Genomic DNA, 19,288 nt, shown 5'->3' with positions numbered 1-19,288 from the left:
CTATTTCACGGTCTCGACGTATTTAGAGCCGAGCCCCTTAATGAACTCGGTCACGGAACTTTCCGAATAATTCGCGGAATGAGAAGGAATCCAAAGCGCGAACTTGTCGGTCGTGATATCCGGATGCAGAACCTTACGATTGGTTTTCGGAAGCTTGGTCAGAATGAACATAGCCACCGCGGTGGAAACCCCCGCCATAAAGACGGTGAATTCGAAAGTGATGGGGATATAAGCGAACCAAGCATTGAGGCTCTTACCGGAGATATTCAAAGGCCAATCGTACTTGTGGGTCAGGTATTGCATTCCGAAACCGGTGATGCACCCGAAGAGTCCCATAAAGAACGTAACCCAGGGAAGTCCGGAGCGAGGCAGTCCCATCGCGTCGTCCAAGCCGTGGACGGGATACGGAGTAAAACAATCGAACCCGGTATATCCTTTGTCCTTGGTTTTCTTGGCCGCCTCGATGATCTGAGCGGGGGTATCGAACAGACCGAATACGCCCGAGGTGGTCTCTTCGAAGGTATGGAATTGTTCCTTACGTGGCAGATACATTAATGATGGCCTCCGTCTTTATGCGGCATAACGGTCTTCACTTCCGCAACGGCGATCACAGGCAGCAACCTGCAGAACAGAAGGAAGAGGGTGAAGAAAATACCGAAGGTTCCGAGAAGCATCATAAAATCGTAAACCGTCGGAACGTACACATCCCAACTGGAAGGTAGGAAGTCGCGGTGAAGAGTCATCACGATTACGAAACGTTCGAACCACATTCCGATGTTGACGATGATGGAGATGACGAACATGACCGGGATATTGGTTCTTAGTTTTTTCCACCAGAATACCTGAGGAGCGAACACGTTACAGCTGAACATGATGAAGTATGCCCAACCGAAAGGTCCGAAGGCGCGGTTCACGAAAGCAAATCCTTCGTATTCGTTGCCGGAATACCAGGCCATGAAGAACTCCGTGGAATACGCGAGCCCCACGATCAAACCTGTAACCATGATCACCTTGTTCATGTTCTCCAGGTGTTTCATGGTGATGTAATCCTTGAGATTGAAGACCTCTCTTGCGATCACCATCAGGGTTACCACCATGGCGAAGCCGGAGAAAATCGCCCCAGCGACGAAGTATGGCGGGAAGATGGTCGTGTGCCAACCTGGAAGGATGGACACCGCGAAGTCGAAGGACACGATCGTATGCACCGAAAGAACCAGAGGAGTGGAGAGTGCAGCCAAAATCATGGCTACGGTTTCCAAATGGGACCAAGCCTTATTGGAACCTACCCACCCGAAGGAAAGGATATCATAAACCATCTTACGGACTTTTCCGGTCGCCCGATCCCGAACGGCGGCGATATCCGGAATCAACCCGATATACCAAAAGACGAGAGAGATGGTCAAATAGGTGGAGACCGCAAACGTATCCCAAATCAAGGGAGAGCGGAAATTCACCCAAAGAGGTCCTCTTTCGTTCGGATACGGAAAGAGCCAGTATCCCATCCAGGGACGTCCGATGTGGATGATCAACGTGGACGCGGCGGTCAAAACCGCAAAGATCGTCATTGCTTCCGCGGCGCGGTTGATCCCCGTTCTCCATTCTTGGCGGAACAGATACAAGACCGCCGAGATCAGAGTCCCGGCGTGACCAATACCGATCCAGAACACGAAGTTGACGATAAAGAATCCCCAGCCGACCGGGTTATTGATCCCGAGGATATAAAGACCTTCATATACTAGGTATCCGATGATACCTAGATCGATTACGGTGATGGTGAGAGCCAGAAGGAAGGTTTTCCACCAAAGAGAAGTGGGGAAAGCCTCTACCGGCCGTAAGATATCTTCCGTTACGTCACGGACGGATTTACCGCCGGTGACCAGGGGCTGGATATCCAGGGCTTCTTTGATTGCGTTAGGTATGGACATAGCGCTTCGTTACTCCGGATTAGATCTTGGTTCTGACCCTGGTCAGGTAAGCGACCGCGGGACCGACGTTTAGATATTCTAGCAAGCGATAGGATCTGGGATCCGCACTCAGTTTGGCGACTTCGGAAGCCTTGTCGTTTACGTTTCCGAAGCTGATCGCGTCCGCCGGGCAGGTCTGCTGGCAAGCCGTCTTCAGCTCTCCGTCCTTCAGAGTACGACCCTCGTTCTTGGCCTGGATCTTCTTCTCCGCAATACGGGAAGAACAGAAGGTACATTTTTCCATGACACCGCGACCGCGAACGGTAACTTCCGGGTTGAGTCCCAGATACCGAGGAGGTCTTGCGCCTTTTTGCGCGCCGGTTTCATTGTACCAGTGCTGTGCCCAGTTATAACGACGGACTTTAAACGGACAGTTGTTGGAACAATAACGGGTTCCAACACAGCGGTTGTAGATCATATCGTTGGTTCCTTCCGATCCGTGAACGGTGGCTGCCACCGGACATACGGTCTCGCAAGGAGCGTTTTCACAATGCTGGCACATGACCGGCTGGTGAGCCACTTGCAGGTCCTCGGGTTTATCGGGATTGCCGATATAATAACGATCGATGCGGATCCAATGCATTTCGCGGCCGACCCGAACCTCGTCCCTTCCTACCGCGGGAATATTGTTCTCCACTTGGCAGGCGATGACGCAAGCCGAACAACCGGTACACGCTGTGAGATCCACGCTCATCCCCCAGCGATAGCCGGGGTATTCGTAAATGGGGTTTCCCCCTACGGCATTCACGAGTTTTCCATCTTTTTTGATCTTTGGAATTTCGGACTCCGCCTTTCCGGAAGCCGGATCTTGGCGATAGTCTTCGATGGAAGTGGATTGGATCAGAGGACGGTCCGGATATCCGAATCCGGGAGACATCATGTGGTGGTGTTGGGTGCAGGCCAGCTTATAGGTCTTGCCGGTTTTTTCGATGGAAGTCACCGAGATTCCGGAAAAGACTCCGTCTTCCGACAGCACGTATGCATTCTTTCCGACCCCGTTTCCTACGACACCGGCTGCGGTCCTTCCGTAACCGACGGCGATTCCGATCGCATCTTTGTGCATCCCGGGCTGGATTTGCGCCGACAATTCTATAGACTGTTTATCGGTTTTCAGGATTACTACGTCGTTGGATTGGATTCCTTTTTCCTTTGCCAATTGGGGAGAAAGAAGGACGTAATTGTCCCACGTAACTTTCGTGACCGGATCGGGGAGTTCCTGCAAGAGCGAGTTGTTGGCGCCCTTTCCGTCTCCGATGGAGATCTTTTCGTAAAGAGCCAGACGAGTTCCTGCGGGAGAAGAGGAGACCTTTTTCAATGCGGCGCGGTTGAACCCTCTAGAAGCTCCGGTCGCTGCCTTTCTGTCGGACGCCTTAACGGTAGTTCCGACGCGAAGTAGATCTTCCCATTTTTGCTTGGATCCTAATTTCTTCATCCAAGCTTTTTTCAAATATTCGTAATAAACACTTTCTCCGCCCAAAGAACCGCCGGCAAATGCGATCAAGCTATCCTCGAAGGAACGGGAGCGGAAAAGAGGACGAATCGCCGGTTGCTGGATGGAGAAGATTCCTTTGGTGACTTCCGCATCTCCCCAGGACTCCAAGAAATGAGTGGTGGGTGCGAGATAATTGGAAACCAAAGCGGTCTCGTCCGCACGATCGGAAATGCTTACTACCAAAGCGGCCTTGTGAAGGGAATCCTTCCAGGTCTCTCCGGCTTGGTAAACCAGGTTCGTATCGTACAGGAAAAGAACGCCTACCTTTCCTTGTTTCAATTCGTCACTCAGGGATTTTAGATTTCCGGAATAATTGGCCAACCCTTCTTTTTTCGGGCTGGAATGGTCAACGGTCTTGCCGTCGTTATCCAACGCCGAATTCAGATAGTTCACCAGGACCTGCAGATCGACCGCATCTTTCGTTGTCGCGGAAAGTCCACCGGCAACGACAAGGGATTTTCCTCTGTTTTGCCAGAGAGCCTTTGCAGTTTTTTTGATGTTTTCCGCATCGAGTCCCAATTCTCCGGCGAGTGCGGATAAGGTCGCGCCGTTCAGAGCATCCTTCGTGTTCGCTCCCAATTCGGAAAGCGCCGCGGCGATTGCCAGTGCGAATTTAGTCTGATCTCCGGGACGGATCGGAAGGCGAAGGTCCGCGTTGGAACCGGTGACTGTGGGAACGGATTCCGCAGCGACGAAGAAGTTCACTTCTTTTCCGCCATTTCTTAAGTTTCTGCGTTTGGAAAAATCCTTTTGGTATTCCTGAGAAGAAATCCATCCTCCCATGAAATCGCAATCGATGGAAAGAACCGCATTCGCGAGATCGAAACGGTAGTTCGGGACGAGAGCCTTCCCGTAGGATGCCGCCTGTCCTTTGGAAACCGCTTCTTCCGAAGAGGTAACGGAAACTTCGTAATGCTTCCCGCCTCCGATCGCTTTTAGGAATTCTCCGATGAGTTCCTTTGTGGAAGGAGAATCCAGGGGTCTGGTAACTATAACCGTTTTCCCTTTATTTGCGTTCAGCGCTTCCTTGACTTTCGCGTCCAGGGTAGCCCAATCGATTTTGGTCTCTTTTCCACCAGAAACGGAAGCGGGATCCTGAGCACGGTCCGGATCATAAAGATCGAAAATCGCAGCTTGCGCCGCCGCACTAAGAGAGCCTTGGGAAACCGGATGATCCGGGTTTCCTTCCAACTTTAGGGGACGACCGTCTCTGGATTTGACTAGAATTCCGTTTCCGTTATGAACGGTTGCATAGTAATAGGAATGTCCGTGTTTTACGAAATCGTAGGTTTCTCCCTCGTCGGACACCTTTAGATCCACATAGGGAACGATTTTTTCCACGGGCTTACGGACGCAATTCAAGGAAGTCATCGCGACCCCCGCGCCCATCAATTTGAGGAAGGTCTTACGATCGAATTCGCCGGATTTAATCCTCGCAATGATAGGATCCGGAGAAGTGAAGAATTCGGAGCGTTGGAGTTCCTTCGTTTCTTCGGTTTTTTCTCGGAGTTCGAAGGAGAGCCAATGCGCTTTCTTTTCTTTCTGGAAATTTTTATTATCCATCTGGTTATGCTTTCTCCTGATTATCTGTGGCAGGTGGAACAGTCGGTGGGAGCGTTGTTTTCCCGGTGACAATTCACGCAGTATCCCATGTTCAAGGACGCGACCTGCTTAACCTTCACCATCTCGGCCACATTGCCGTGACACTGAGAGCAATCGACTCCCCTTTGGATATGGCGAGAGTGATTGAATTGAACATGATCCGGAAGATCATGCACCTTCACCCATTCCAAGGGTTGCTTTTTCTGGTACGTCTCGATCAAGAATTTGATATCCGGCTTTTCTGTCGCCACCATCGAGTGGCAATTCATACAAGTCGAAGTGTTAGGAACGGTTGCATGAGCTCCCGTTTCCACACCCGTATGACAATAACGGCAATCTACCTTATTGTCCCCGGCATGTATCTTGTGGTTAAATGGAATAGGCTGATCTGGTGAATAGCCTACGTATTTGGAGGGAGAAAAAATCAGGTAGGCCACCGCTGCAATAGCAATGAGCGGAACCGAAAGTTTCAAAGCTTTCTTATTCATTCGTGAAAAGTCCCGTTTGATTCCAAAATAAGGTTTGGAACAAAGATTTCGGCTTGGGTTAAAATTGCAAGTAAACGCCTAAAAACCCCGTAGATTCGGCGATTCTTCTTTGCTCCGTTTGAGACTTAGTATCAACTGTTTGAAGATCGAAAATGGAAATCGAATGAGTCTCTTTTTCTAGTTTTCTTCTTCGATAGAGTCGCGAAAAGCGTTCTATACGCAAAAGATCAGAACGATCGTTCTTGAAAACTTGCAGCATTCTTAAAATAGAAGGACGATTTTCATGAGAATTCGGGCTAAAAAAAATCGGAGATTCTCTATCCTAAACCTCTTTTTTTTCTCTCTTCCCTTACTAGCGCTTGTTTCCGGACCGCAATCGGATCCGGTTTACGCCCAAAACTCCCCTTCCTCCCTCGTATTTTCCGGTTTTAACGCAATGTTTCTGTACGACGAAGAAGGGGATCGGACGAAATTTCCGCCAAATCGTCGCGCGAGAAAGCCTTCCGACTTTGCAATCTTGAGGGATACTGTGCTTCAGAATTCTCCGGACATCATCGGATTCCAGGAAATCGAAAACGAATCCGCGTTGAGAAAGGTTACCACCGAAAATTACGGCTGTGCGGCGACCAAAACCCACGGATATTCCCAGGAAGTAGGCATCTGCTGGAAAAAGCCACTACCTACCCCTTTGTTAAGCGAACTTCCCCAATTGTCCCTCCGCCCCGGTCTTAGGAAAGGAATCATGGCCGAATTTTCCCTACAGCAAGGCAAACTTACCGTGATTGTGGTCCACCTCAAGGCCGGACACAGCAATGAGGATCAATCCGAACGCCACGAACAGTTGAAAGCGTTGGGAGAAATCCTTTCCCACAGGAAAAGATTCGTTCTTATCGGGGATTTTAACGAAAATCTAAAATCGAAGAAGGCGTCCTGGAACCTTCTGAAAGGGGAACTTTTCCTAAGGTCCGCGAACCATAAGGCAAGTTCGGACTGCTGGCAACACCAAAAAGGGTTTATCGATTACTTAATTACGGATATGGAATGGAATACTTCTTCCTTTCGTCAGTTCAAATTCAAAGCCGACGACGGAAAATTCGACGGCAACCCTCCGGAAGAAATGGGCCTCTCCGATCATTGTCCGATCAGCGCGGAATTGATCTGGGAAAGCGAAAGAAAATACCGGGCAAGAACTGCCAGGAGAAACGCAGAAAGATATCCCTGATATTTCTCCACTGAGACCCGATTTAGAAATTTCGTTTTAAGAATCTCTCGTAGGCGATCCAAAGAGGAAGCGCGATCCATCCCGACAGGAACAGAACGCATAAACATACCAACAAATAAGGACCTAGAGAGTTCAAAAGAAAGGCTCCGGAAAATCCCAGAAGAACGGAGGTCTTGGTCTGCAATATCATGAGGATTCGGATCAAATCGATCGGATTCAACAGTATGATGACGATCGAAGGGACTTCGATCGGGTATTCTCCTAGGTAGAGACTTAAAACGAAAACGACGGAGTCGAAAAAGATAAAGAAGTACAACCAAATGAAAAGAGCACCCGAAACGATCCATTCTCCTCTCTTGAGGAAGGTTGCGAGAAGAAACGCCAAGGATACGAAGATAAAAATCAGCACCCCGCCGAACCCGATCAGTTCGCAGAATAGGAGCAGAAAACGGAGATCGGAGTAGAAGGACAGAATCCCGGGAATTCCGATCCCGACCACGAGTCCGATCAAAAGCGAAAGGGAAATGCCCAAATATTTTCCGAGAAAGTAACTGGTTCTGGATACGGATTTGGAAAGTAACAATTCGGCAAACGGGAGCGATTCGACGAAGACCAATCCTGAAAACGTAATGGAAAATAGGGGGACGACAAGTAAGATTACGTTCGTCAGACTCGCGATCGTACGGGTCGAATTTTCGTCGCCGAAGTAATTCACGATTCCTACGCCTAATGCGAGAATTCCCGAAAATAGAAAAATCCATTTACTACGTATATTTTCCCTGAGTTCGAATAATAAAATCTCTTTCACTTCTTTTTGCCGTATTCCCGATTCCAAAAATCCATCAACGAGGATTGAAGAGTGTCGCAACCCCGTTTCTCCGGAAAAGCCCGAGGAGAATCGTCTATGAGAAGAGCCCCTTCGGATAACAATAAAAACCGATCCGAAAGTTCCTCAACTTCGCTTAATATATGAGTGGAAAATAAAACCAAAGAACCTTCGTTTTTCTTCGCGATGAGGATTTCCTTCAGTATGTGGGAAACGTACGGATCCAGACTCGCCGTCGGCTCATCCACGATATAGACCGGTTTTTTGACCGAGAAACATTGCAGAATATTCATTTTTTGCCTCGTTCCGCCGGAGAGGGATCCGAATTTCTTATTTTCCTCGGATTTCAGGCCCAGGGACGCGAATAAATGCGCAAATGAATCCCGATCGAAAGGCTCCAACCTTCCGAAAAAATCGATCAATTCGGAAACCGTAAGATTCTTGGGAAACAAAGGAACTTGGGGCATATAGCCTATTTTTGATATTCCAAAATCGGATTCGATTTTCTCGTCCTGAAATTCGATGCTACCCTCCGATACGGTAACGAGCCCTAAGATTCCTTTCAAAAGAGAGCTTTTTCCGGATCCGTTCGGTCCTATGACGGAAAGGATACTCCCCTTTTCTGCGCGGAAGGAAACGTCGCGCACGGCGGCCGACTTCCCGTAAGAAACGTTCAAGTTCTTCAAGGTAATCATAGATTCTCCCGAATCGAAGGCTTAAGATCCTCGAAATCGATCGGCGTTACGATGGGAAACGCCCTTTCGATTCCCTGCAAGAAGAGAACGACCGGGGAGTCATACAAAAGCATGAGAAAAGGATACACCGCCACCCAGTAACCGAAAAAATGAACCGGTTTGTGAGGGACATCTCCGAATCCGTCCCGATTCAAATCGTATCCCTTATAGGATTCCCAGAAATTCTCAAAAAACACGTTAGTCGTCCTCTTCGTATTCGTGGTGACGTCGAAAACGTTTTCCTTGAAATCGTTTCTTGCGAAGATGTTCGAATCGCTATTTCCCAGCACGCGTATCCCCCAGCCGTTTTCAAAGATCCGATTGTGGGTGAAGTAATTCCGGTTGCATCCGTCCGAGAATATAGCGACCGTATTCTTCGAGAATTCGTTCTTTACGAATACGCTGTCAGAAATCTCCTTAAGCAATATTCCGTAGGAACTGTCCCCCCAGTTGTTTAAAAATTTATTATTTTCTACCAATATATTCTTGCTATACATCACGGCCACTCCCGCCGAATTCTCGGTAAATTCGTTCCCTCGAAAATCGTTGTCGGAGGAAAACATGAAATGCATTCCATATCGGATATTTCTCGTGGAGAAATTGTTTTCTATCTTCAGATTGGAGGAAAATTCCAGATAGATCCCATCCCTGTGTTTTTCCGTTCGATTCCCTTCGATACGAACATTCTTAGAGGACCAGAGATGGATGCCGTTTCCGCCGGACACTTCGTTTTTTGCATCCCCGATCGCTTCGTTTCCGGAAATCCTACAACCGTCGACTTCCGCAAGATAAATCGAATACGTATCCCCTTCGAGGCGATTCTTTTCGAATACGCAATCCTTAACCTTCTCCGCATGTATTCCCGCGTATTCGGCGGTGTCGGAGATCCCGCTGCCTACGATCTTGATTCCGCGAATCGAAACATTGTTTGCACGCACATCGAACACATGCCCTTTCTTTTTCCCGTCCACGACCGCCCCCGGCTCTCCGACAACGGACAATCCCTTATTCAATACCAGATTCTCTTCGGAATAATAACCGGATTTCAACAGGATCGTATCCCGATCGGAGGCGATTTCGATGGCCTTCCGGATCGTAGATATTTCACAGGAGGGACATACCCGAATTTCCTTGGCAAGAATCTCCGTTTGGGCCCAAAAGACCAAAACGAAAACCGCCTTCGCTAAATTCTTCCGGGAAAGGATCCCTTTCAAAGTCGTTTCGTAAAATCCGTTCATTCTATTTTTCTTAAGGAATGATTTTTCCCGCGTGGTTCTTCAAAAAAATCTCGGCTCTCTCTCTGGAAGAAAACGATAGCATCCCTTGTCCCATCGGAGATCTGATTTCGGAAGAACGCACATAAACCGCTTGGGAAGCGACGATCATCTTTTTCGGATGTTCGAAGTCTGCGACCCAACTCGACCTCACCGGAAGAGAGTTCGTCTTTTCGTAAGCGCGAAGGCATTCTATGGAATCGAAATAATATCTGCGTCCCTTTTCAGTCAACAATTGGGAGTGAAAACGCAGATCCACGATCGACATGGAACAGTGCGCACATTTTTCCCTGCCTATCTCCGGCAGGACTGGTTCGTTACGTATGCAGGAAACGTAAAAAACAATCAAGACTAGGGGAAAAAACTTTTTCATCTTGTCAGATTCCGTCCAAAAATCGCCTTCTCTCCGTCCAGAGCAAGAAAAGGAGAGTGAAGACGGCAGCAAATAAAATCATGCCACCGATGGAAGGGTAACTACAAGCAGTGATATTCAGCATTTCCTTACAGCCCAGCAAAGGCGGCTGATACACCATCCCCGGAACGACGATGGGCGCTTCGGGGTTGAGGTTATGACCGTAATTGTATTCCCATCTCCAAAAATCGTAGAATCCCACCGCTCCTAAGACGGCAAAATTGAATACTCCGAGACAAACCATCCAGATTCTAGGATAGAAAAACGTCACTAGTGCGCCGAAAATCAGATACCCGAGAACGTACGGCATGAATAAAAGTTCCGGAATGGATTCGGATGCGATTTCCTGCATTCCGATATAATGATTCAGTAAGTTGATATTCTTTAAATCGTAGGGCGTGGATCCGACGACCCGATTCACCCAAATTTGCATTCCTAACCCCTCAGGATATTGAGGGGCATCCAAGGATATGTGCCAGATCGGAGTAAAAAAAACTCCTACAAGAACGAGACCGACTCCTATTACTAGGAGCCGGTTTTTATCGTTCAATTTCCTAAGAAAAAACGATTTCATATTCTATTTTCCTTAAGGAGTTACCCGAATGTACTGCTGCATCTCCTGGTGTAGAGCTGAGCAGAAATCGGTGCAGTAAAAGGGATAGATCCCCGGGTTTGGCGCTTTCCATTTGAACGTCCTGGTTTGTCCCGGCATGATCAATAGGTTAGGCATTTCCGGAGCGCCGCTTACCGCGAATCCGTGCGGAATGTCGAAGTCTTGTTCCAAATTCGTGATGTGGAAGTACACCGTATCTCCCCGTTTTACTTCGATCGTATCCGGTTTGAAGTGGGAGCGGATCTGGCTCATATATACCCGTACGGTATTTCCTTCGCGGACCACTCTGGCTTCCTTCTCGCTTTTGATCCCGTAAGGGTGTTTGTTTTCCTCCAAAGGATAGATCTTTGCGGCCTTATCCATCAATAGCTTTGCAGGGATCATTTGGGAATAATGCGGCTCACCTACCGTCGGAAAATCCGATAGTAGTTCCGCTTTTCTTCCCGAAATATCGTAAAGCTGGGCACTTTGAGGGAGTTCCATCCCTACCGGCAAATATCTGTCTTTCGTGATCTTATTCAACGCGATGAGGTATTTTCCGTAAGGTTCCTTGGAACTTCCGCCTACGATGGACAAGTGTCCCACACTATAATAGGCCGGAAGATGCTGGACCACTTCCCAAGTGCCGAGTTCCCATTTGACCACTTCGGAACTTACGAAACAGGAAGTGTATGCATAACCTTGGCCGTCGAATTCGGTATGCAAGGGTCCCAAACAGGGCTTTTTGACTTCCCCTGCCAAAGTGGACTCATATTTCAAAACCGGAATATTCATGATTTCGGCAGTTCTATGCTCCGGCTTATCCTTTACTTCCATCAACTTCGTAAAGGAGTGCACCGGAATCACCGTCGCCAATTTTCCACCGCCGACTATGTATTCTCCCGTCGGATCCACGTCCGTACCGTGAGGGCTTTTCGGAGTCGGTAGATAATACATCATACCGGAACAATCTTTCGGGTGAAGCATCTTGACTCCGCTGATCTTCTCGGACACAACCGGTTTGTTTTCCGGAAGATAGTTCCGATAATATTCTCCGGAATGCGCAGTAGCTTTTCCTTGGTCGAGACACTGTTTAGCACGTACCCAGTTGAATGCTAGGATATAATCCTTGTCATTCTTGGAAGCTCCGACCTCCAACATTTTGTGGGCCTGTTCCGTGTTATAGCTCGTAAAGAAACACCAATCGTGGGATTTCCCTTTTCCGCAGTGCGATAGATCGTAATCGAAACCCGGAACTAAAACCTGGAGTTCGATAGACAATCTTCCCGTCTTCGGTTCGACCTTTACCATCGTAACGGTCCCTTTAAAATCTCCTTTGGAAAAGTTCTCGATCGGAACGCTGCTCTGAGGAATCGGAACCGAGAATCTCGTAGCCGCCATCAGATATTCCGTATTCTCGGTGGCGAAAGGGGACGCGTGGTTTCCGGCGGAATTCGGAATTTCCAGAATCTCCTTCGTCTCGAAGGCTTTCAGGTCTATACGGGCCAACCTAGGAGTGTTGTTCGCATTCAGAAATAACCATCTTCCATCCTGCTTACCTTCCGTCATGGAAGCTTCCACGTGGTGGCTATCATCCCAAGGAACGTAACCGTGCGTGGTCTTGAGCATATCCTTGGTTTCCTCGTCATAACCGTATCCGTTTTCAGGGAAGACGGAAAAGACGGGAATAATCTTAAACAACCTCGCGGAAGGAATACCGTACACGGACATCTGACCGTTGAATCCACCCGAAAGGAACGCGTAAACCTCGTCCTTTTCCCCAGGAGCGACATACACTTTTTTAGCGGCGTCGGAGGCCAACGTCGCGGTAGCGGCGCCTTTTTTGCAAAAGGCAAGGGCTGTCGTCCCTACGATTATCAGCAATACTGATTTTATTAACGTTTTATAGTTCATTTTTATCCCACTCACCTTTTATCTTGTTTCCGAAAGTATTCCAAAATTTCCCGGGCCTCCGACTCCTTGACGTTTTGAAACGTCATCTGGGTCAGATGCTCGGCCAAGAGTTCCTTTGCGACCGGATCTTTTTGAGTCATTTCCGTTGGATTCAAAATCATGTTCATGATCCACTCGGGAGTTCTTCTTTCCGTTACGCCCTTCAGTGCAGGACCCACGACTTTCTCTTCGAATTTATGGCATGCACTGCATTTGGTCTCGAACTGTTTCCTCCCCTTTTCGGCTGTAGCCTCGTCGATAGGACCGAGAACGACCGAAGAAACCGGACCGATCCCTTTCCCTCCTGCTTCGGGAACTGCCTGTTCTTTTTCTTTTTCCTTTCCGCAAGCGGAGAGCATGACGCCCGAAACGAGAAGAATCAGGAACGCTTTCCCTCCTCGACCCCGAGCAAACTTGAACGACGATTTCGATTCCATAAAAGAACCCACCAAAAGAGATTTCTAACTGAGCCGATCCAATCGGCGTAATCCAAGGATATATGGAAACGGTATTTTTTCATTGATCGAAGTCAAAACCCGGAATTAAAAAATAATGACTTTTGTCAAATCCGCTAGGCCCGAAAATTTCATAATAATATTTTAAATAAATTTAATGTACTATATTTGGAATTTATTCCGCAAAATCGGAACGATCTTGATTATCATCAAGGACAAATCGGACATTAAGTTTTAGAATATCCAGATGCAGAACATACTAAATCCGAGATCCGCGCTTTGGACTGCGGCATTTCGGCCTTTCTTTCTGGTCGCCGCACTGCACTCCGCGTTTGCGGTATCGTTTTGGATGCTCATCCTATTCTCCGTGCAACGCTCCCCATTTCTTCTGAACGGGATCCAGGTTCACTCCTACGAAATGGTCTTCGGCTTTGCCAGGGCCGCCATCCTAGGCTTTCTGTTTACGGCCGCGCAAAATTGGACCAAATCTGTGTTGCTCAATAGAAATTCCCTATTCTTTCTATCCGCACTTTGGTTGGTCGGGAGGTTCGGCTTTCTATACGAGCCCTTGACGTATTTGGCGATCACTTCCGATCTATACTGCGACATTCTGACCCTATTCTACTTGGGCCCTCCTTTGTGGAAAAAAGGACAAGAACACAACAGAATCATCGTGATTTCCTACGCGCTATTTTTCATATTACACGTTTGCGTAATATTCTCTTACCTGGAGATACTCCCCTCGGCATGGGGACTGCATTTCGTCCATTTATCGATCTTTCTCGTTTTACAATTCGTGGTGATCATCGGAGGGAGGATCCTTCCTTTCTTTACTTCAGTCGCGGTTCCGAAAGCGAATCCGAAAAAAAGTCCTCTCCTCGAAAGAATCGTGCAATACACCTGGTTTCTTTTTCTACTTCTGGAAGCCCTAGTCTACTGGCTTCCCATCCTTCGGCTACCTGCGGGCCTATTCTGTCTTGGGCTCGCAATCGTTCATTTTTTCAGATTCTTTTTGTTGGAGCCTTGGAGATCCTACAAGGTCCCGATTTTATGGGTGTTGCACTCCGGTTATTTTTGGCTCGTCGTCGGCCTTACGGCTTACGGCTTTTCCCACTTAGGGGTTTTCGAAACTTCTCCCGCCTTTCATCTCTTTACGACCGGAGCGATCGGAGTGTTCGTCTTCGGAATGATTACTAGAGTCTCCTTGGGGCATACGGGTAGGCCGATTCGCGCGTCCAAACCGATCATTTTGGCGTACCTATTGATAAATTTGGCGGTCATTTTCCGATCCTTCCTACCTCTTTTCGGTAAAAATATCGCGGCGTACATGATCTCCTCTTTCTGCTGGGTATCCTCTTTTCTCATCTTTTTATTAGAATATTATAGAATACTGGTTAATCCTAGATCGGAACCGGGCGGAATATCCGGTCGGTGAATCCGCGAAAAACAATCGATTTACCGGCGGACGAAAATCTAGGGGTCGCCGAAACGAATCCCGCGAGAAAATAGCAATCCGAGAATGGCGATCCCGACGGAGACGATTAGATTCAATCGTCCGAAAAACGAGGCGTATTTTCTATATTTGGTCTTTATCTCCGGATCGTTTTCCATTTCCTGAAACGCGATCGGTCCGACCAAAAAATCATGAATCGCAGAACTACTAACTAGAAAGAGAAATAAGGAAATTTTCAAAAGGAAAACCTTTCCTCCAAAGGAGGTCCAATAGTTCACATCTCCGAAGTTGAGATAAAAACCTTTGGAAAAAAGGATTCCGATGCCGGATACCGCTAAAATCAAAAAGATAAGATAGGAAACCGATCTAAACCGAACGGCTACTTTGAATAGTAACCTGCTTTTCACTTCCTTTAATTCTGGATCCGTATAAACCGATCTAAATACGAAGACAAAAAAGAACATCCCTCCGACCCAAAATGCCGCGGCAAAAAAATGAAACAGAAGGGCCCAAAAATAAACGATCGACTCCATCTCTCTTCGATTTCAATCGAGCGAAGAAACGCTTCCTTTTCTCCTTAACCCGTAATTTTTCTCAGAAGGGCTCGGCCGATAAAGCGGAATTTTTCCGTTAAAGGAAAACGACCTAGATTCACTTTTACGACGCCTTTCGTAAATCTTGTTCTCTTAGAATAATCGATTTTTACATCCACAATTACGGGGAATCCACTGTCGGCCAATCGGAAAGCTTCCCGGATCGTCTTTTCGATCCGTTCGTTTTCCCGCAGAACCAAGTAGGAGGTGCCTGCAGCCTTCGCGATTCCTTCCAATTCTATTCCTCCGAGAACGGTACAGGTTTTTCTTCCGTACGGAATCTCTTGACCTTGGGAAATCTGGGAGAGTTCTCCATCATAAAAAACGAAAATGACGACGCCTAAGGAATATACCGAAGCCGTAAGAAGCTCCATACCGGTCATGAGAAAAGCTCCGTCTCCCGCTATACCCGCCACTTTTCTTTTCGGGTTGGCCATCTTAGCTCCGATGGCGGCCGGTACGCAATAACCCATACTGTTAAAATCCGTAGGGGAAAGAAAAGTCTTAGAACGATTGACGGGGAACAGCTCCTCCGCCAAAAAAGTGTGATTTCCGTCGTCCACCACCAGAAGATCCGGATCGGCCATCTGTCTTCGAAGTTCCTCGAAAAAAAGATACGGATTGATCCGATTTTCCACCAAGTGGGACATCCACTCCTTCGCATACTCCGCCTTCTTGTCACGGATCAATTTCGTTAAGCGAATATCCTTTCTGGGAAAACCTTTTTCCTTTTCAAGCTCTCCGATGAGTGCGGAAAGAACCGTTTTGGAGTCCCCTTCTATCTCCACTTCAGCGGGATAATTTTTGGAGAAGACTTCCGGGTTGATATCTATATGGATCAGGTTTTTAGGGACCTTCATCCCGAAACTTCCCGTAGGAATCTCGGAAAATCTGGTGCCTACGGCGAGTAGACAATCGCACTCGGAAAACGCGGCTTCTCCGGCCGGAACCGAATAAGGTCCGAAACCCATGCCGGTATGATTGGGATGCGACGCAGGGAAGACGCTCAAACCTTGGAGAGTGGTGGCCACGGGAGCATTCAATAATTCCGAAATTCGGACCAACTCTTCTCCAGCATCCCGCCCTCCCCATCCGACGAAAATTCCCGGGGACTTCGAAAACTTCAGTAGTGAACAGGCCTTTTCTATTTTCGCGCCGTGCACTTCCGCAGTTCCCCGAAACTTCCTCTCAAAAGGAGGCATGGAATATACTTCTCCACGAAACAACTGGATGTTGACGGGGATTTCCACGAACACAGGGCCACACTCGTCCGTGGTTGCAACTTCGTAAGCTTCGTAAATGGTAGGAATAATATCTTTATGCTCGGATATTCTATATGATTTTTTTGTAATTCCTTTCAGTATTTCCATCTGATCGATCTGATGGAGTTGATATTTTTTTCCGGTATCGGTCCGGACTCCGCCCGAGATAATCAGCATAGGAATCCCGTCCAAAAACGCTTCTCCGATCCCGCTCATCGCATGAGTCATGCCTGCAGCAGGAACGATCAACAACGTTCCGATCGAGTCCGAGGTCCTGCTCACTGCGTCCGCCATAAAAGCGGCCCCGCATTCGTGCGTGACTAGAATCGGCCGAATGGTTTTAGACCCGCTCAATTCGTCGTAGAGTTCCGTATTATGAACCCCGGGAATTCCGAACGTAAACTTGACTCCGATCTGTTCTAACGCGAATACCGCAAGGGAAGCTCCGGATTTTTTCATAGATTCCGATTCCTTCGTTCCAGAATGCTCCTGACCGCGAATCGGGAGGTCAATATGCACCCGCCGAGGAACGTTCCTTCGAGTGCGGCCTTTCCATGAATTCCCCCTCCACCGAATCCTGCGGCCTCCCCTACGGCGTACAATCCGGGGACGGGGTTTTCGTCTTCGTTTAATACTCTGGATTGTAAGTCAGTCTGAATGCCGCCCATGGACTTCCGGGTCAAGATAAACTCTCGAATCGCTATGAGGGGAAGCGCCTTCGAATCCACGATTTTCCGGAAATTGCAGGTTCTCACCCGATCTCCCCGATACTGTCTGAGCTGAGCGATCCTTCTCAACTGATCGTCGTTATAAAAGGATTTTCCCCGTTCTATCATCGAATCGTAGTCCTCCACGGATTTATTCAATACCTGAGGCAAAACGGATTTCGTTCCCGTCAGGATGTTCATCCGGTCGGCCAACTCCGAAATCGAATCCGCGACTACGAAATCCGGACAATCCGCGACCAATTTTTTGACAAGAGATTCGTTCCCGAAGAGGACCGTCCGAAGAAATCCCATTATGTTTTTATTACGTATTTCCTCGTTAAATTCGGAACCTGAAACGGCCAATTCCTGGACGGCGATTTTCCAATTTAGGACCTGCCAGGAATATTTCTCCTTCTGCCTACAGATCTCTTCCACCAGGAACTTCGTGTCGAATCCGGTAATCAAAGGTTGCGGACCGATACGACGTCCTTCGAAATCCAACCATAACGCGGATTTCGGCGGAACCAGGCTCAATCCGTGAGCCTCCATTTTCGGATCCGGATGGTGTACTCCGGCTGCGTAGTTCCACATTTTGTCCAGATGAGTGATTCTAGCCTTGAGTTTTTTCGCCTCTCTATGCATGTCTCCGATCGCGAACGGATGAGAGCCGTTCAGAAGGACCTCGGGAGGTTTGCCCAGATTCTTAGGCCAATGTCTCCTGATTTTAGTAAGATCTCCCGCGATTCCACCGGAAGCGATGATTACGTTTTCTGCACGTATCTGCGTCTCCCTATTCGTCCGAGTATTTCGAGAAATGCAACCGTTAACGAACCTGCCGGATCTCGTAAGTCGATCGACTCGATTCTGAAACAGAAAGCGTATCCTTTCCGCGTTTTTATGATTCAACAATCTTCCCTTTAGGGATGAGATCAAGCCTTGTCCCGTTCCCCAAACCATATGGAATCTGGGCACGCTGTTTCCGGGTTTGAACAGCCCTCTTTCTACCCAATGAACTACGGGAAAAAAATTCACGGAATACTTTCTTAAAAAATAATAGATGTCCTCGGATGATTGGTTTACGTAAGCCTCCGCCCAAAGTTTCGGTAAGAGATCGCGACCGGAAAATTCCGCCGTAGAATTCCAGTCCGAAATCGCCAACGGAACACTGTCTCTTATGCCGTTCCACCTTTGGATCGGAGTGTCCACCATGAAAATCCCTCCGAAGGACAGTTTGGCCAATCCGCCTAGATTTTCCTCCGAGTCCCTGTCCAAAAGGACCACGTTTTTTCCGGCGTCGAGTAAGTCCAAAGCGGCGACGATCCCGGCAAGCCCGGCGCCGATAATTGCCACGTCCGTCGATATGATTTCTATCTTTCCGTTCATCTGTACGATATGCTCGAAAGGATAGCATGAAGCAGATCCTCAAAGATTGACCAGTATCAATTTCTTAAAAAATAAGAACGAAAACGCGCATGATATAAATCATCCGAATCCGATCTTGGTCGAGAGCGTTTTCTACTTGTCTCTTATTCTTCTTCCGAATAAATTCAAAGTATTCAATCGGAAGGAAATGATTCAAAAATAGTAATGAAATCCCGGGAAATACGCACATGATGTCTACTGTGGGCTCATATTGGGCGGCGATTTACGAAGAGTTCGGATCTATGATCAAACGAATCGGAATCGAAAGGCAATTCGGCAAAGACGAACTCGTATTCCGTGAAAAGGATTCCTACGAAGGTTTTTTTGAAATCATATCCGGAAATTTTAAAGTTTATATACTGAACGCCGACGGAAAGGAAGCGATCTTCAAGATCGCCTCTGCCGGAGAATTGATAGCGACTCCCCCGATTTTCCAAACGGAAGAACCCTGTCTCTATCCCGCCTTTTGCCAAGCGCTAACCGACGGCGAGTTGGTGTTCTATCCCAAAAAACAATTCCTGGACTTCCTGCTCGGAAATCCGAAAGCCCTATACTTGTTTTCCGTGTTAACGGTGGACCACGTAAATTATTTTAGAAAGAAAATGGTGGAGAATCTTTTCCTCACGGTTAAGGAAAAGATCTTAGGTTTTCTCAAGGGACTAGGGGCGGAAACGAATTTCGTGCATTTGCCCATTGCAAAACAACAGTTAGCCTCCCTATTGGGGACGACTCCCGAATCCGTAAGTCGGGCATTCCGTTTTCTCTTGGATGAAGGGATTGTGGAAGAGAACAACGATCGGTATCGAATCCTTTAGGGACTAAGAATGCCGCGATCGG

At 47.9% G+C, this 19,288-nt stretch carries 17 protein-coding genes; 3 read left to right on the top strand and 14 right to left on the bottom strand.

What is annotated here, in order from left to right:
* Genes EHO60_RS10135 through EHO60_RS10120 form a run of 4 tightly spaced genes read right to left on the bottom strand, consistent with a single transcriptional unit; the run spans position 1 to position 5,546 of the window.
* Positions 1-552: a DUF3341 domain-containing protein gene (locus EHO60_RS10135; protein WP_135768083.1), complete on the bottom strand. Its 552-nt coding sequence runs from the start codon at positions 550-552 to the stop codon at positions 1-3.
* Positions 552-1,919, bottom strand: coding sequence for an NrfD/PsrC family molybdoenzyme membrane anchor subunit (gene nrfD / locus EHO60_RS10130; protein ID WP_135768206.1), 1,368 nt, complete (start codon positions 1,917-1,919; stop codon positions 552-554). The genes EHO60_RS10135 and nrfD overlap by 1 nt, the downstream gene beginning before the upstream one ends.
* Positions 1,920-1,944: 25 nt before the next feature.
* The gene (locus EHO60_RS10125; RefSeq protein ID WP_135768082.1) at positions 1,945-5,019 is read right to left on the bottom strand and encodes a TAT-variant-translocated molybdopterin oxidoreductase; all 3,075 of its coding nucleotides are present in this window, start codon (positions 5,017-5,019) and stop codon (positions 1,945-1,947) included.
* 20 nt (positions 5,020-5,039) lie between these two features.
* Positions 5,040-5,546: a cytochrome c3 family protein gene (locus EHO60_RS10120; RefSeq protein WP_135768081.1), complete on the bottom strand. Its 507-nt coding sequence runs from the start codon at positions 5,544-5,546 to the stop codon at positions 5,040-5,042.
* A gap of 283 nt (positions 5,547-5,829) precedes the next feature.
* Between EHO60_RS10120 and EHO60_RS10115 the strand changes: the two genes are divergently transcribed.
* Positions 5,830-6,768 carry an endonuclease/exonuclease/phosphatase family protein gene (locus EHO60_RS10115; protein ID WP_135768080.1) on the top strand — a complete coding sequence of 313 codons (939 nt, stop codon included), beginning with the start codon at positions 5,830-5,832 and terminating at the stop codon, positions 6,766-6,768.
* Positions 6,769-6,790: 22 nt separating this feature from the next.
* Here EHO60_RS10115 and EHO60_RS10110 read toward each other — a convergent pair whose 3' ends face one another.
* Genes EHO60_RS10110 through EHO60_RS10080 form a run of 7 tightly spaced genes read right to left on the bottom strand, consistent with a single transcriptional unit; the run spans position 6,791 to position 12,918 of the window.
* On the bottom strand, positions 6,791-7,576 hold the full coding sequence (locus EHO60_RS10110; RefSeq protein WP_135768079.1) for an ABC transporter permease: 786 nt from the start codon (positions 7,574-7,576) through the stop codon (positions 6,791-6,793).
* Positions 7,573-8,289 carry an ABC transporter ATP-binding protein gene (locus EHO60_RS10105; RefSeq protein WP_135768078.1) on the bottom strand — a complete coding sequence of 239 codons (717 nt, stop codon included), beginning with the start codon at positions 8,287-8,289 and terminating at the stop codon, positions 7,573-7,575. The genes EHO60_RS10110 and EHO60_RS10105 overlap by 4 nt, the downstream gene beginning before the upstream one ends.
* Entirely contained in the window at positions 8,286-9,566 is a 1,281-nt protein-coding gene (locus tag EHO60_RS10100) for a nitrous oxide reductase family maturation protein NosD (RefSeq protein WP_135768077.1), read from the bottom strand. Before EHO60_RS10100 ends, EHO60_RS10105 begins: the two co-directional genes overlap by 4 nt.
* A gap of 10 nt (positions 9,567-9,576) precedes the next feature.
* Positions 9,577-9,975: a nitrous oxide reductase accessory protein NosL gene (locus EHO60_RS10095; RefSeq protein ID WP_135768076.1), complete on the bottom strand. Its 399-nt coding sequence runs from the start codon at positions 9,973-9,975 to the stop codon at positions 9,577-9,579.
* A 4-nt stretch (positions 9,976-9,979) separates the two neighbouring features.
* The gene (locus EHO60_RS10090; RefSeq protein ID WP_135768075.1) at positions 9,980-10,588 is read right to left on the bottom strand and encodes a hypothetical protein; all 609 of its coding nucleotides are present in this window, start codon (positions 10,586-10,588) and stop codon (positions 9,980-9,982) included.
* Between the two features lie 12 nt (positions 10,589-10,600).
* Positions 10,601-12,520, bottom strand: coding sequence for a Sec-dependent nitrous-oxide reductase (gene nosZ / locus EHO60_RS10085; protein ID WP_135768074.1), 1,920 nt, complete (start codon positions 12,518-12,520; stop codon positions 10,601-10,603).
* 11 nt (positions 12,521-12,531) lie between these two features.
* A complete protein-coding gene (locus EHO60_RS10080; RefSeq protein ID WP_246028265.1) occupies positions 12,532-12,918 on the bottom strand; it encodes a c-type cytochrome in 387 nt (128 codons plus the stop codon).
* 343 nt (positions 12,919-13,261) lie between these two features.
* Here EHO60_RS10080 and EHO60_RS10075 point away from each other — a divergent pair, with 343 nt between their 5' ends.
* Complete coding sequence (locus EHO60_RS10075) at positions 13,262-14,449, top strand: NnrS family protein (protein ID WP_135768072.1); 1,188 nt, start codon at positions 13,262-13,264, stop codon at positions 14,447-14,449.
* Positions 14,450-14,487: 38 nt separating this feature from the next.
* Here the strand turns inward: EHO60_RS10075 and EHO60_RS10070 are convergent, their stop codons facing one another.
* Genes EHO60_RS10070 through EHO60_RS10060 form a run of 3 tightly spaced genes read right to left on the bottom strand, consistent with a single transcriptional unit; the run spans position 14,488 to position 18,412 of the window.
* Entirely contained in the window at positions 14,488-15,000 is a 513-nt protein-coding gene (locus EHO60_RS10070; RefSeq protein ID WP_135768071.1) for a copper resistance protein CopD, read from the bottom strand.
* Positions 15,001-15,044: 44 nt separating this feature from the next.
* On the bottom strand, positions 15,045-16,781 hold the full coding sequence (locus EHO60_RS10065) for a thiamine pyrophosphate-binding protein (RefSeq protein ID WP_135768070.1): 1,737 nt from the start codon (positions 16,779-16,781) through the stop codon (positions 15,045-15,047).
* A complete protein-coding gene (locus EHO60_RS10060) occupies positions 16,778-18,412 on the bottom strand; it encodes an FAD-binding dehydrogenase (RefSeq protein WP_135768069.1) in 1,635 nt (544 codons plus the stop codon). The genes EHO60_RS10065 and EHO60_RS10060 overlap by 4 nt, the downstream gene beginning before the upstream one ends.
* 227 nt (positions 18,413-18,639) lie before the next feature.
* Between EHO60_RS10060 and EHO60_RS10055 the strand changes: the two genes are divergently transcribed.
* Positions 18,640-19,266, top strand: a complete 627-nt coding sequence (locus EHO60_RS10055; RefSeq protein WP_135768068.1) for a Crp/Fnr family transcriptional regulator — start codon at positions 18,640-18,642, stop codon at positions 19,264-19,266.
* The last annotated feature ends 22 nt before the right edge of the window (positions 19,267-19,288 follow it).

It is taken from the genome of Leptospira fletcheri, from assembly GCF_004769195.1.
Taxonomy (GTDB): Bacteria; Spirochaetota; Leptospiria; order Leptospirales; family Leptospiraceae; genus Leptospira_B; species Leptospira_B fletcheri.
This window is presented reverse-complemented; position numbering and strand designations above follow the sequence as displayed.

Coding starts and splice junctions, on each gene's coding strand:
- EHO60_RS10100 (WP_135768077.1), bottom strand. CDS start 9,566: ATGAACGGATTTTACGAAACGACTTTGAAAGGGATCCTTTCCCGGAAG.
- EHO60_RS10060 (WP_135768069.1), bottom strand. CDS start 18,412: ATGAACGGAAAGATAGAAATCATATCGACGGACGTGGCAATTATCGGC.
- EHO60_RS10080 (WP_246028265.1), bottom strand. CDS start 12,918: ATGCTCTCCGCTTGCGGAAAGGAAAAAGAAAAAGAACAGGCAGTTCCC.
- EHO60_RS10095 (WP_135768076.1), bottom strand. CDS start 9,975: ATGAAAAAGTTTTTTCCCCTAGTCTTGATTGTTTTTTACGTTTCCTGC.
- EHO60_RS10105 (WP_135768078.1), bottom strand. CDS start 8,289: ATGATTACCTTGAAGAACTTGAACGTTTCTTACGGGAAGTCGGCCGCC.
- EHO60_RS10090 (WP_135768075.1), bottom strand. CDS start 10,588: ATGAAATCGTTTTTTCTTAGGAAATTGAACGATAAAAACCGGCTCCTA.
- EHO60_RS10055 (WP_135768068.1), top strand. CDS start 18,640: ATGATGTCTACTGTGGGCTCATATTGGGCGGCGATTTACGAAGAGTTC.
- EHO60_RS10135 (WP_135768083.1), bottom strand. CDS start 552: ATGTATCTGCCACGTAAGGAACAATTCCATACCTTCGAAGAGACCACC.
- EHO60_RS10070 (WP_135768071.1), bottom strand. CDS start 15,000: ATGGAGTCGATCGTTTATTTTTGGGCCCTTCTGTTTCATTTTTTTGCC.
- EHO60_RS10065 (WP_135768070.1), bottom strand. CDS start 16,781: ATGAAAAAATCCGGAGCTTCCCTTGCGGTATTCGCGTTAGAACAGATC.
- EHO60_RS10075 (WP_135768072.1), top strand. CDS start 13,262: ATGCAGAACATACTAAATCCGAGATCCGCGCTTTGGACTGCGGCATTT.
- EHO60_RS10115 (WP_135768080.1), top strand. CDS start 5,830: ATGAGAATTCGGGCTAAAAAAAATCGGAGATTCTCTATCCTAAACCTC.
- EHO60_RS10125 (WP_135768082.1), bottom strand. CDS start 5,019: ATGGATAATAAAAATTTCCAGAAAGAAAAGAAAGCGCATTGGCTCTCC.
- nosZ (WP_135768074.1), bottom strand. CDS start 12,520: ATGAACTATAAAACGTTAATAAAATCAGTATTGCTGATAATCGTAGGG.
- EHO60_RS10120 (WP_135768081.1), bottom strand. CDS start 5,546: ATGAATAAGAAAGCTTTGAAACTTTCGGTTCCGCTCATTGCTATTGCA.